At 71.5% G+C, this 12,528-nt stretch carries 12 protein-coding genes; 7 read left to right on the top strand and 5 right to left on the bottom strand.

The genetic code is table 11. The annotated features are described in order from the left end of the window. Positions 1 to 34 precede the first annotated feature (34 nt). From AB0C33_RS25725 to AB0C33_RS25715, 3 genes are all read left to right on the top strand, one after another. The gene (locus AB0C33_RS25725; RefSeq protein ID WP_358292086.1) at positions 35 to 1,405 is read left to right on the top strand and encodes an APC family permease; all 1,371 of its coding nucleotides are present in this window, start codon (positions 35 to 37) and stop codon (positions 1,403 to 1,405) included. Beyond that, positions 1,402 to 2,406, top strand: a complete 1,005-nt coding sequence (locus AB0C33_RS25720; RefSeq protein WP_358292083.1) for an acetamidase/formamidase family protein — start codon at positions 1,402 to 1,404, stop codon at positions 2,404 to 2,406. Before AB0C33_RS25725 ends, AB0C33_RS25720 begins: the two co-directional genes overlap by 4 nt. A gap of 71 nt (positions 2,407 to 2,477) precedes the next feature. After that, positions 2,478 to 3,302 (top strand): hypothetical protein, encoded by an 825-nt coding sequence (locus tag AB0C33_RS25715; RefSeq protein ID WP_358292081.1) that lies wholly within the window; start codon positions 2,478 to 2,480, stop codon positions 3,300 to 3,302. Here the strand turns inward: AB0C33_RS25715 and AB0C33_RS25710 are convergent. Genes AB0C33_RS25710 through AB0C33_RS25700 form a run of 3 tightly spaced genes read right to left on the bottom strand, consistent with a single transcriptional unit; the run spans position 3,286 to position 5,434 of the window. Next, entirely contained in the window at positions 3,286 to 4,170 is an 885-nt protein-coding gene (locus AB0C33_RS25710) for a Gfo/Idh/MocA family oxidoreductase (protein ID WP_358292079.1), read from the bottom strand. The two genes, AB0C33_RS25715 and AB0C33_RS25710, sit on opposite strands and share 17 nt — an antisense overlap. Further along, the gene (locus tag AB0C33_RS25705) at positions 4,167 to 5,078 is read right to left on the bottom strand and encodes an NAD-dependent epimerase/dehydratase family protein (protein WP_358292077.1); all 912 of its coding nucleotides are present in this window, start codon (positions 5,076 to 5,078) and stop codon (positions 4,167 to 4,169) included. The genes AB0C33_RS25710 and AB0C33_RS25705 overlap by 4 nt, the downstream gene beginning before the upstream one ends. A 2-nt stretch (positions 5,079 to 5,080) precedes the next feature. Beyond that, positions 5,081 to 5,434, bottom strand: a complete 354-nt coding sequence (locus tag AB0C33_RS25700) for a YrdB family protein (protein ID WP_352327992.1) — start codon at positions 5,432 to 5,434, stop codon at positions 5,081 to 5,083. Positions 5,435 to 5,551: 117 nt separating this feature from the next. On the opposite strand from AB0C33_RS25700, the gene AB0C33_RS25695 reads away from it, so the two are divergent. After that, positions 5,552 to 6,247 carry a TetR/AcrR family transcriptional regulator gene (locus AB0C33_RS25695; RefSeq protein WP_358292074.1) on the top strand — a complete coding sequence of 232 codons (696 nt, stop codon included), beginning with the start codon at positions 5,552 to 5,554 and terminating at the stop codon, positions 6,245 to 6,247. Positions 6,248 to 6,314: 67 nt separating this feature from the next. Here AB0C33_RS25695 and leuA read toward each other — a convergent pair whose 3' ends face one another. Both leuA and ddaH read right to left on the bottom strand, forming a co-directional pair. Then, positions 6,315 to 8,021: a 2-isopropylmalate synthase gene (gene leuA / locus AB0C33_RS25690; protein WP_358292072.1), complete on the bottom strand. Its 1,707-nt coding sequence runs from the start codon at positions 8,019 to 8,021 to the stop codon at positions 6,315 to 6,317. Positions 8,022 to 8,280: 259 nt separating this feature from the next. Next, entirely contained in the window at positions 8,281 to 9,039 is a 759-nt protein-coding gene (gene ddaH, locus AB0C33_RS25685; protein WP_358292070.1) for a dimethylargininase, read from the bottom strand. A gap of 38 nt (positions 9,040 to 9,077) precedes the next feature. Between ddaH and AB0C33_RS25680 the strand changes: the two genes are divergently transcribed. The 3 genes from AB0C33_RS25680 to AB0C33_RS25670 are packed head-to-tail and all read left to right on the top strand — an operon-like array spanning position 9,078 to position 12,480. Further along, entirely contained in the window at positions 9,078 to 9,323 is a 246-nt protein-coding gene (locus tag AB0C33_RS25680) for a DUF2630 family protein (RefSeq protein WP_352327988.1), read from the top strand. A gap of 56 nt (positions 9,324 to 9,379) precedes the next feature. Then, a complete protein-coding gene (locus AB0C33_RS25675; RefSeq protein WP_358292067.1) occupies positions 9,380 to 10,354 on the top strand; it encodes a GNAT family N-acetyltransferase in 975 nt (324 codons plus the stop codon). 26 nt (positions 10,355 to 10,380) lie between these two features. Further along, complete coding sequence (locus tag AB0C33_RS25670; protein ID WP_358292065.1) at positions 10,381 to 12,480, top strand: glycoside hydrolase family 6 protein; 2,100 nt, start codon at positions 10,381 to 10,383, stop codon at positions 12,478 to 12,480. Positions 12,481 to 12,528: the final 48 nt, after the last annotated feature.

Raw genomic sequence — 12,528 nt, 5'->3', positions numbered from 1 at the left:
AACGCCCCCCAACCTCAACAAGGAGCCGCGCAACATGAGCACCGTTGAGCAGTTCGGCTACCGCCAAGAGCTCAAACGCTCTCTGGGCTTCGCCGACCTGATGATCTATGGCCTGATCTTCATGGTGCCGATCGCACCGTTCGGCATCTTCGGCGGCGTGTTCCAGTCGTCCGGCGGCATGGTCGCGCTGGCCTACATCATCGGCCTGGTCGCCATGGCGTTCACGGCGCTGTCGTACTCGCAGATGGCCCAGGCGTTCCCCATGGCGGGCTCCGTCTACACCTACGCCGGGCGCGGCATCTCGGCGCCGGTCGGGTTCATCGCCGGATGGGCGATCCTGCTCGACTACATCCTGGTGCCGTCGCTGCTCTACCTCATCGCCAGCCTGGCCATGAACTCGTTCGTGCCCGGGATCCCGGTCTGGGGCTGGCTGGTCATCTTCGTGCTGCTCAACACGGCCGTCAACTACATGGGCATCCAGATGACCGCGCGCATCACGCGGGTGATGCTGGTCGCCGAGCTGGCCGTGCTGGCGATCTTCCTGGTGGTCGGCGGCATCGCCCTGGCGCAGGGCAAGGCCCAGGCGGGCGCGTTCACGCCGATCTTCGAGCCCTCGACGTTCACCTGGACGCTGGTGTTCGGCGCGGCGGCCACGGCAGTGCTGTCCTTCCTCGGCTTCGACGGCATCTCGACGCTGGCCGAGGAGAACAAGGAGGACGGCAGGCGGCTCGGCCGTTCGATGGTGGCGGCGCTCGGACTGGCCGCGGTGCTGTTCGTGGCGCAGACGTGGGTCGCGGCGCTGCTCATGCCGGACCGCGCGCAGCTGATCGCCAAGGGTGACAAGAACGGTGACGCCTTCTACCGCATGGCGGAGTTCGCCGGCGGCCACTGGCTGAGCGTGCTGACCGCCGTCGCCACCGCGATCGCCTGGGGCTTCGCCAACTCGCTGGTCGCCCAGGCGGCCACCTCGCGGCTGCTGTTCGCGATGGCCCGCGACCGCATGCTCCCCTCGTTCCTGGCCAAGGTCCACCCCAGGCACAAGGTGCCGGTGAACGCCACGCTGGCCGTCGCCGTGCTGTCGCTGGGCATCGGCCTCTACATGAGCAGCCTGGAGAACTACGGCATCCCGCTGCTCAGCCAGCTCGTGAACTTCGGCGCGATGACCGCCTTCCTGATCCTGCACGTGGCCGTCGTCGTCCACCACTGGTTCCGCAGGCGCAGCGGGAACGTGTGGGCGCACGTGGTCGCGCCGGCGATCGGCTTCCTCGTCCTGGCCGCCGTGGTGTACAACACCAAGCTGGTGACCCAGACGGTCGGCCTGATCTGGCTGGCGGTCGGACTGGTCATCCTGGGTGTCAGCTATCTCGTCGGCCGCAGGCCCGTTCTTCCCTCGGAGGTCAAGTGAACGTCGTCTCCTACCACCCCACGCCGGAGGAGCTCAGCTACACCTTCGGCGGCCGTGCCGCCCTGGGCAGGGTGCGGCCCGGGACGGTGCTGGAGCTGTACACCGAGGACTGCTTCGGCGGCCGGGTGCGGACCGTGGAGGACCTGCCGTCGCGGGTCTGCGAGTTCCCGTACCTGAACCCCGTCACCGGTCCCTTCCACGTGGAGGGGGCCGAGCCGGGCGACACGCTGGCGCTGCACTTCGTCAGAATCACCCCGGCCCGCGACTGGGCGGTCTCCACCACGTTCCCGCACTTCGGCGCGCTGACCGGCACCCACACCACGGCGACGCTCCAGCCGCCGCTGGAGGAGCGGGTCTGGCGCTACGACATCGACGTGGACAAGGGCGTGGCCGTCTACCACGCGCGCAACAGCGACTTCAGCGTGGCGCTGCCGCTCGACCCGATGCACGGCACGGTGGGCGTGGCCCCGGGCGCGAACGAGGCCCGCATGACCATCACCCCCGACGCGCACGGCGGCAACATGGACACCCCGGAGCTGCGCGCCGGCGTCACCGTCTACCTGGGCGTCAACGTCGAGGGCGGCATGTTCTCGATCGGCGACGGCCACGGCCTGCAGGGGCACGGCGAGGTCTGCGGCACGGCCGTCGAGTCGGCCATGAACACCGTGGTCGCGGTCGAGCTGATCAAGGGCGTGGCCACGCCGTGGCCCCGGCTGGAGGACGACCTGCACCTGATGTCCACCGGCTCGGCCAGGCCCCTGGAGGACGCCTATCGCATCAGCCAGCACGACCTGGTGACCTGGACGTCGGAGCTGACCGGCCTCGACACGCTGGACGCGTACCAGCTCGTCAGCCAGGCCGGCCAGGCGCCGGTCGGGAACGTGTGCGACACCAACTACACCATGGTCGCCAAGCTGCCCAAGACCTACCTGGGCGCCCCCTCGGTGTACGAGGACGTCCACGCCCGCCTGCGCGCCCTGGGCGCCCAGTACGACGCATGACAATCCCCCACTTAGGTAAACCTTGGTGTCGCAGGTCAGGGCATTGATCATCTTCCCCGTAGAGTGGGAAAGTGCTCAGGTTGGTACTGTCTCTGGTCCTGCTCGATCCGGCTGGCGTCACCGATGTCGCGCAGCGCAGCGTCCCCGTCCCCCAGGTGCTGACCCCGGACGGCGACCGCCTGGGCTACGCGCCGGTCCCGCGCCCCTACACGGGGGCGCGGCGGCTGACCGGGGTGCTGCTCGGCCATGACCCCGTCACCCGCACCGACGTGTGGTGCGGCGGCGCGATCATCGGCTCGCGCAGCCGCAGCCTGGTGCTGACGGCCGCGCACTGCCTCTACCACGACGGCCGGCCGCTCAAGCGGCTGGTCTTCATGCCCGGGTTCGACAGGGGCAACCCGCGGCACGGCGTCTGGTCCGCGGTGCGCACGTGGGCGCCGGACCGCTGGCGGGCGAACCCCGACTCCCCCGACGTGCTGCCGTACGACGTCGGCCTGGTCGGGGTCGTCAAGGGCAGGCGCCCGCTGGAGGACGTGGTCGGCCAGGGCCTGCCGCCCCTGCGCACGAGCCGCGGCGCCGGGCTGCGCGGGCTCGAACTGCTCGGCTACCCGGCGGGCAAGCGCTACCCGGGGACGCAGATGTACCGCTGCCTGGGCGACGCGGTCGAGGGCTCGACGGTGGGCCCGGGGCTGATGGTCACCCGCAACTGCCATGCCGCCGCCGGAGGGAGCGGCGGCCCGGTGCTGTACGGCGACTCGGTGGCGGGCGTGGTCTCCTCCTCCAGCCCGCTGAGCGACACCGACGGCTACACGGTGCTCGCCCGGCTGGGCGGGACGACGTTCGACCGCATGTTCGCCAGGGCCGACGAGTCGATGCGGGTCAGGAAGCCAGGCTGACGGCCTCTTCGCAGATGGCATGGGTGATCAGGGCGTCCTCGGCGCTGATCACCCGGCCCTCGCGGACCGCGAGCAGGAACTCCTGGCAGATCTGCTCGATGCCGCGCTGCCGGGCGACCGGCACCCAGTCGGGCCGCCTGGTGAGCGTCTCGCCGCCCTCGTAGTCGAGGACGTCGCCGAGGTTGACCACCCGCCGCTTGATGCCGTCGCCCATGACCTCGCAGGTCTCCTCGGCGGCGCCGCTGACCCGGTTCATGACGCCGATCGCGGTGAACCCGGCGCCCGACAGCTCAAGGACGATGTGTTCGAGCAGGTCGCGGCGGACGCGGGTGCGGATCCTGGTCTCGGTGACCGGGCCGGGGGCGAGGAACCTGAGCGTGTCCACGACGTGGATGAAGTCCTCGAAGATGGCCCGCCGGGGCGCGTCGGGGTAGTTGTCGCGGTTCTTCTCCAGCAGCACGAGATGACGGGGAAGGGCCATGAGCCCCGCGTAGCCGGGGGCGTGGCGGCGGTTGAAGCCGACCATCAGCGACCTGCCCTCGGACTCGGCCAGGCGCACCAGGCGCTCGGACTCGGCCAGGCTGTAGGCGATCGGCTTGTCGACGTAGACGTGGATCCCGGCGCTGAGCAGCGGCTCGACGATCTCCGGGTGCGCCTCGGTCGCGGCGTGCACGAACGCGGCGTCGACCCCCGCCTTGATCACCTCGTCGACGCTGGTGGACCGGTCGGCGACGCGGTAGGCGTCACCGAGCCGGTCGAGCCGCGCGGTGTTGCGGGTGCACAGGTGGAGGTCGAGGGACTGGGCGGCGAGCACGGGCAGGTACGCCTTCTCCGCGATGTCGCCCAGGCCGATCATGGCTATCTTCATCCGTCGAGCGTAGCCTTCAGCGCGGCCTCCACCGGCGTAGGCGCGACGCCGAAGACCTGCTGAAACGCCGAGGAGTCGAGCACGTAGGGCGCGGTGAACTGGTAGCGCACGTGCCACAGCTCGCCGATCATGGGCGAGAACAGCCCGGACACCCGCAGCAGCGGCCACGGCAGCGTGGTCATCGTGGGCGCCGGCAGGTCCAGCAGGGCGGCCATCCGGGCGCCGACCTCGCGGAAGGTCATCGGGTCGTTGGTGGGCACGTGCCAGGGGCGACCCCACGCCCGCTCGTCGGCGCCGGCGATGATCAGGGCGTCGGCCACGTCCGGCAGGTAGGTCCAGCTGTGCGGGACGTCGGCGGGGAAGACGAGCCGGATCGTCCGGCCGGCCCTGAGCGGGGGGATGAAGCGGGTGCCCAGGTGGGACTGGTCGGTGGCGCCGGGGCCGAAGAAGTCCGAGCCGCGCACCTCGGTCACCCTGATCCGCCCTTCGCGGTGGGCGGCCAGCGCGTCGTGCCAGATCTTGGCCCGCACCCGGGCCTTGGGGGTGGTGGAGGCCAGCGGCAGGTCCTCGGTCATCGGGCCGGAGACCGGCCCGTACGGGTAGAGGTTGCCCAGGATGGCCAGGACGGCGCCGCTCGACTCCGCGGCGGCCAGGAACGAGGCGGCCATCGGCGGCCAGTCGGTCAGCCACCGGTGGTAGGCCGGGTTGACGCAGTTGTACAGGACGTCGGCCCCCTTGGCCAGCTCCGACAGCCGGGCCTGGTCGGCCACGTCGGCGGCCACCCTGACCGTGCCCTCCGGCCCGCGGCCCGACCGGGTCACGACGACGACCTCGTGCCCCTGCGCGGCGAGCTTGGCGGCCAGGTGCGTGCCGACCTGGCCGGACCCCACGACGACGTGCTTACCCATGATCAGACCTGCTTCCAGATGACGCGCAGCAGCGCGTTGACGACGAAGACGGCGGCGAAGACGATCGCCGGGGTGACGCGGCCGGCCGCGTAGAGCGCGAGCGCGCCGCCGCCGAACCAGACGATCTCCAGCGCGACGCGGGCCAGCCCGGTGAGCGGGATCGTGGCGTTCGCGCCGCCTCCCGCGCCGAACAGCGCCCACACGGCGATGAACAGCGCCGGGCCGCCCAGCCCCGCCAGGAGCTTGATCACCCAGTTGGGGCTGAGCGTGAAGCCCCAGTAGGCCACCGCGCCCAGCACGCCGAGCTCCAGGAAGAACATCAGGGCGGCGTTGGCGTTCTTGGCGAGGGCGAGCATGGGGATCTCCTGAGGGGGTGCGCTGTTCGCTTACGAGAGCAATGCTCTCTCAAAAGAGCGGCACTCGTCAAGAGCGGTGCTCTCGTTTTTTGCCAGTGCTCTGATAACCTGCTGTGCATGACAGCCAGCCGTACCGCGCGAGAGCGCGTGAGAGCCGAGCTCACCAGGGAGATCACCGACATCGCCCGCCGACAACTGGCCACCGACGGCGCGGGCGGCCTGTCGCTGCGGGCCGTGGCGCGGGAGATGGGCATGGTCTCCTCGGCCATCTACCGCTACTTCCCGAGCCGCGACGACCTGCTGACCGCCCTGATCATCGACGGCTACAACGCGCTGGGCCAGGCCGTCGAGCAGGCCGAGGCCGCCTGCCCGCGCACGGCCCACCTCGGCCGCTGGCTGGCCGCCGGCCATGCCGTCCGCGACTGGGCGGTGGCCCACCCCCACGAGTACGCCCTGCTCTACGGCTCGCCCGTGCCCGGCTACCAGGCGCCGCAGGACACCGTCGCGGCCCGGCTGCGCGACGTCACCGTGCTCGGCGCGATCGTCACCGACGCCTGGAACGCGGGCGGGCTGCACCCGCCGGCCGCCCCCGAGCCGCCCGCCGAGGTGGCCGCCGACGCCGAGAACATCCGCGCCCTGATGCCCGGCGTGCCCGACGACGTGGTGTGGCGGGCGATGGCGTCCTGGTCGACGCTCTACGGCTGGGTCAACTTCGAGGTGTTCGGCCAGTTCAACAACACGATCGACAGCCGGCGGGCGGCCTTCGACCACGCGCTGCGGCTGGCCGCCGCGGCGCTCGGCCTCGCCGCGTGACCGGAACGTCCCGGCACGGCGCAAGGGGCAGGAGTGAACGTGCACTCCTGCCCCTTGCGCGAGAACGTCAGCGCGTGGCGCGGTTGACCGCCGAGATGATGGCCTTGAGCGAGGCCGTGGTGGTGTTGGCGTCGATGCCCACACCCCACAGCACCTGCCCGTCGACCTCGCACTCCAGGTAGGAGGCGGCCTTGGCGTCGCTGCCGGCGCTCATCGCGTGCTCGACGTAGTCGAGGACCCGCACCTTGATGCCGACGCCGGCGATGGCGTCGATGAAGGCCGAGATCGGGCCGTTGCCCACGCCCGCGATCTCCCGGATCTCACCGTCGAGGCGCACGTCGGCGCCGATGCGGTCTTTGTCGTCGACGGTCGACTCGTGGCGGTGGGCCATGAGGCTCAGCCGGCCCCAGCGGTTGGCGGGGTTGGGCAGGTATTCGTCGCGGAAGATCTCGTACATGGCGGTGGGGCTGATCTCGCCGCCGCCTTCGTCGGTGCGGGCCTGCACGACCTTGGAGAACTCGATCTGCAGCCGGCGCGGCAGGTCGAGCTGGTGGTCGGCCTTCATGATGTAGGCCACGCCGCCCTTGCCCGACTGGCTGTTGACCCGGATGACGGCCTCGTAGGTGCGGCCGATGTCCTTGGGGTCGATCGGCAGGTAGGGCACCGCCCAGGTGAACTCGGCCACCGGCGTGCCGGCCGCCGCGGCGTCGCGCTCCAGGTGCTCGAAGCCCTTCTTGATGGCGTCCTGGTGGGAGCCGGAGAAGGCGGTGTAGACCAGCTCGCCGCCCCACGGGTGGCGCGGGTGCACGGGCAGCTGGTTGCAGTACTCGGTGACGCGGCGGATCTCGTCGATGTCACTGAAGTCGATCTCGGGGTCGACGCCCTGCGAGAACAGGTTCATGCCCAGGGTGACCAGGCACACGTTGCCGGTGCGCTCGCCGTTGCCGAACAGGCAGCCCTCGATGCGGTCGGCGCCGGCCATGTAGCCCAGCTCGGCGGCGGCCACGGCGCTGCCCCGGTCGTTGTGGGGGTGCAGCGACAGCACGATCGAGTCGCGGTGCCGCAGGTTGCGGTGCATCCACTCGATCTGGTCGGCGTAGACGTTGGGCGTGGCCATCTCGACCGTGGCGGGCAGGTTGATGATGACCTTGCGGTCGGGGGTGGGCTGCCACACCTCGTTGACGGCGTCGCACACCTCGACGGCGTACTCCAGCTCGGTGCCGGTGAACGACTCGGGCGAGTACTGGTAGAAGACGTCGACGTCGGTGGCCTCGGCCAGCTTCCTGACCAGCTTGGCGCCCTCGACGGCGATGGCGGTGATGCCCTCCTTGTCCTGGCCGAACACGACGCGGCGCTGGAGGGTGGAGGTCGAGTTGTACAGGTGGACGATGGCCTGCTTGGCGCCCTCGATCGCCTCGAAGGTGCGCTCGATCAGCTCGGGCCTGGCCTGGGTCAGCACCTGGATGACGACGTCGTCGGGGATGCGGCCCTCGTCGATGATCTGCCGGACGAAGTCGAAGTCGGTCTGGGAGGCGGCCGGGAAGCCGACCTCGATCTCCTTGTAGCCCATGCGTACCAGCAGCTCGAACATCTGGAGCTTGCGGTGGGAGTCCATCGGGTCGATCAGGGCCTGGTTGCCGTCGCGCAGGTCGACCGCGCACCACCGGGGCGCCTTGGTGATGACCTGGTCGGGCCAGGTGCGATCGGTCAGCCGGATCGGTTCGAACGGCTGATAACGATGGGCCGGCATGGGACTGGGCTGCTGGGCGTTCATGTCTGCTGCTCCTCGTCGGTCGAGTCGAAAGCGGCCGACGCGCATGACTGGCTCCGCGACGAGGGAGCCGGCCTTACAGGCCCTCGCCGCGGCAGCTAAGAAGCAGCCCGCGCAGCATGCCAAGCACGCTACCAGACGTCTCGGGATTCGCTGCCCTTGATCTCACATCATGAGAGCCGATCGGTCCACCGATGGTGAAACACCAGGTCAGGGCCGCGAAATTCCGGAGCGCGCCACCGCTGGTCGGGGATGAGCACGCTCAGGCAGGTGACTGGTCCGGGATGAGCACGCTCAGGCAGGTGACGCAGCCCTCCAGCCGCTCGAACTCCGAGATGTCCACCCTCGTCACGACGAGCCCGCGCCGCTCCAGCATCGCCGCGGTCCTCGGGGCGGAGGCGGCCAGCAGCACCCGGTCGCCGCCCAGCGGCACCACGTGCGCGCCCGGCTCCTCCGGCGGTTCGAGCAGGCCGGGCAGCTCGACGCGACCGGGATCGCCGATGAGCGTCCCGTCGGGCAGGGCGGTCACCGCCGACTTCAGGTGCAGCACGCCGCGCAGGCCGACGGGCACGACCCGCCGCTCGGGCAGCAGGGCGGCGAGCTGGCTGACGCCCTCGTCGTCGGTGCGGGCCGACCTGCCGACGTAGACGGTGGGGCCGACCTGGAGCACGTCGCCGCCGTCCAGGGTGCCGGGGCGGGCGATCCGGACCGCCTTCAGGCCGAGCTCCCGTACGGCCCGCTCCACGGACTCCACCTCCGGACGCCGCTCCGGCGCGCCCGGCCGGGTGAGCACGGCCAGCCGCCCCGACACCACCACGGCGTCCTCCACGAAGGGCGCGTCGGGCAGGTGGTCGGCGTCCTCGGCGTAGACCGGCCGCCATCCGGCCGCGGCCAGCGCCGCGACGTAGGCGTCGTGCTGGTGACGTGCGCGTTCGTGGTCCACGGGCGCACGCTCGATGTGTGTGACGATGCCCTCGGCGATCCGGGGTCCGGGCTTCCTTACCAGCGCGATACCAGACATAGGGCGTGTTCTATCACGCAGTCGTTAGAGTCTTGGGCATGCGGGACGACGAGATTCTCACCAGGATCAGCGCTCTGGTCGCCGAGGAGCACGAGCTGCGCGGCAGGCTGTCGGCGGGCGAGGTCACCTCCGACGAGGAGCACGCGCGGGTCAAGCAGCTGGAGGTGGCGCTCGACCAGTGCTGGGACCTGCTCCGGCAGCGCAGGGCCAGGCGCGGCGCGGGCGAGGACCCCGACGGCGCGGCCGTCCGCCCGGCCGGCGAGGTGGAGAACTACCGGCAGTAGGGCCGCGGCGGTAAAACGGCTGGCCAGACGCCACGCCGATGCGATTGGCTGGACGGATGCACATCCAGCCAATCGACTTCGACCGGCCGGGCGAGCTGATGACGGGCCTGCACGACGCCTACCTGGCCGCCCACGCGCACGAGCCCGGCCCCAAGTTGTCACTCACCCGCCTGTCCGTCATCGCCCTCCTCGGCCCTCCCGGTGACCGGGTCGAGTCCTGGGTCCTGACCGACGGCGGCAAGGTCGCCGGCGGCTACAGCCTGGCGCTGCCCCAGTCCGACAACCGGCACATGGGCTGGCTGTTCCCGCTCGTGGTCCGGCCCGAGCTGCGCGGCCGCGGCCTCGGGAGCGAGCTGTTCGAGCACGCCCTCGGCCGGATGCGCGCCCACGGCCGCACCCTGCTGCTCACCGAGACGCCCACCACCGGCGTCGGCGCCCGCTTCGCCCGCGCCCACGGGATGACGGTCGCGCTCCAGGAGGCCCGCCGCACGCTCGACCTGCGCACGGCCGACTGGGCCGCGCTGCGCGGCATGCTGCCCGAGGTGCCCGGCTACCGCGTCGAGCGGTTCGCCGGCCCGGCCGGTCCTGAGCTGCTGGCCGACCTCGCCACGCTGATGAACGGCATGAACGACGCCCCGCGCGACGCCGACGTCGAGGACATGACCTTCAACCTCGACCGCCTGCGCCTGCGCGAGGAGCGCGTCACGCTCGGCGGCGAGACCTGTTACACGATGATCGCCAGGCGCGAGTCCGACGGCGCGCCCGCCGGCTACACGCGGATCTACCTCACCGCCGACCGCTCCGACGGCTGGGGCCACCAGGCCGACACCACCGTCCTGCGCGAGCACCGCGGCCATCGGCTGGGCCTGCTGCTCAAGCTGTCCAACCTGCTGTGGCTGCGCGAGCGCGAGCCCCACCTGGAGCGGATCATCACCTGGAACGCCACGTCCAACGCCCACATGCTGGCCATCAACGAGGCCATGGGGTTCGAGCTGCTCGACGAGTGGGACGAGTGGCGGCTGACGGTCTGACCTTTCCCCGGCTAACCTGACACGTCATGACGTTGGAGGCGCTGAGGGACGCGGATCCGCGGCAGGTGGGGCGCTACGCCCTCCTGGGCCGGCTGGGCGAGGGCGGCATGGGCGTCGTCTACCTGGGCGAGGAGCCCGGCGGCACCCGGGTGGCCGTCAAGCTCATCCACGCCAGGATGGACGCCGACCCCGACTTCCGGCGCAGATTCGCCCGCGAGGTGGCCGCGGCCCGGCGGGTCGCCCGCTTCTGCACCGCCCCGGTGCTCGACGCCGACGTGCACGCGGCCGTGGCGTACCTGGTCACCGAGTACGTCGAGGGGCCCAGCCTGGACGACGCGGTGCGCGACTCCGGGCCGCTGACGGGCTCCGCGCTCGACGGGCTGGCCGCGGCCATGGCGATGGCGTTGCGGGCCATCCACGGGGCCGGGGTCGTGCACCGTGACCTCAAGCCGTCGAACGTGCTGCTGTCCCAGGTGGGGCCCAAGGTCATCGACTTCGGCATCGCGCGGCTGGCGGAGTCGGAGATGAGCAGCGCGATCGTGGGGACGCCGTCGTACATGTCGCCCGAGCAGGTGGCGGGGTCGCGGGTCGGGCCGGCCTCGGACATCTTCTCGTGGGGCTGCACGGTCGCCTTCGCCGCCGGGGGGCTGCCGCCGTTCGGGTCGGGGTCGGTGCCGACGATCCTGTTACGCATCGTCAACGAGGCTCCCGAGCTGCGGGGGTTGTCGGGGCCGCTGCTCGACCTGGTGACCGCGTCGCTGGCCAAGAGCCCGGCCGCCCGCCCCACGGCCCAGGACCTGATGGACGCCCTCAGCACCGCCACCCCCTCCGCCGCCCTCCCCACCCCACCCCCCTCCCCCACCACCGGAACGCCGCCCACCGTCCCCCCTTCACCTCCCGCCGCCGGGACGCCGGCCACCGTCCCCCCTTCTCCTCTCGAAGGGACGGACGCGACGGCGGCGGGGAAGCGGCGCATGAGGCTGCTGGCCGCGGCCGCGGCGGTCGTGGTGGCGGCCGCCGGCGTCACCACGGCCCTGCTGTGGCCCCACGACGACACCCCCGCGAGCACCCGCACGGCCACCGGCACAGAACCGGCCTCCACCGCGACCCCCCGCAACCCGCTGCGCGAGAACGGCGTCACCTTCTGGTCCGAGAAGGAGAAGGCCGCCGCCCGCCAGGCCGCCGTGTGGCAGAAGGACCGCCCGGCCGACGCCGCGCTCATGGAGCGGCTGGCCGCCGTCCCGCACGCCATCCGCCTGAACCAGCCCGAGGTCAGGGCCACGGTCGAGACCGCCGTGACCGCCGCGCAGGAGGCGGGCGGCGTGCCCGTCTTCCTGGTCAACTACATGCCGGGCGGCGGCGACTGCGCCGCCGTCGGCGCGGGCGAGATGCAGGTCTACCAGCAGTGGGTCAAGGGCGTCGCCCGGCAGATCGGCGACCGCAAGGCCGTGGTCATCCTGGAGCCGTCCAGCCTGGTCAACCTGCCCGGCACCAAGGACTGCGCGCTGGCCGGCACGGCCGAGCAGCGCTACCGGGACCTGCGCGAGGCCGTGCAATCGCTCAAGACCGGGCACCCCGGCACGGCCGTCTACCTCGACGGCAGCCAGGACCTCTACCCCGGCACCGAGGTCATGGCCCAGCGCCTGATCGGCGCCGGGATCGACCGGGCCGACGGGTTCTTCGTCAACACCGCCTCCTTCCAGCCCACCCCCAAGGCCGTCGAGTACGGCAAGTCGCTGTCGGCCTGCATCGCCGTCATGCGCAGGACGGGCGGCGCCACCTGCCCGAAGGACGCCGACCCCGGCGGCGACCTGCCGCACTTCGTGGTGGACACGGCCAGGAACGGCCAGGGCTCGTGGTCACCGACGAAGAAGTACAAGGACCCGCAGACCTGGTGCAATCCACCGGGCCGGGGCGTCGGCGAGCGGCCCACGACCGACACGGGCGAGGAGCTGGCGGACGCCTACCTGTGGATCACCCGGGCCGGCAGCTCCGGCGGACGGTGCCGACGCGGCACGAACGGCGACAAGGACCCCGAACGCGGCGTGGTGGCGCCGGAGAGCGGCGAGTGGTGGGCCGATCTGGCACTCGAACGCGCGAAGAACGCCCGGCCCCCGTTGCGCTGAGGAAAACCCGATGTTAAGCGCACGTTAGATCTGAGCCGCCGCACCTTG

Source organism: Nonomuraea sp. NPDC048881, from assembly GCF_040649795.1.
GTDB lineage: Bacteria > Actinomycetota > Actinomycetes > Streptosporangiales > Streptosporangiaceae > Nonomuraea.
Note: the sequence above shows the minus strand (reverse complement) of the source record. Positions and strands in the feature narration are given on the sequence as shown.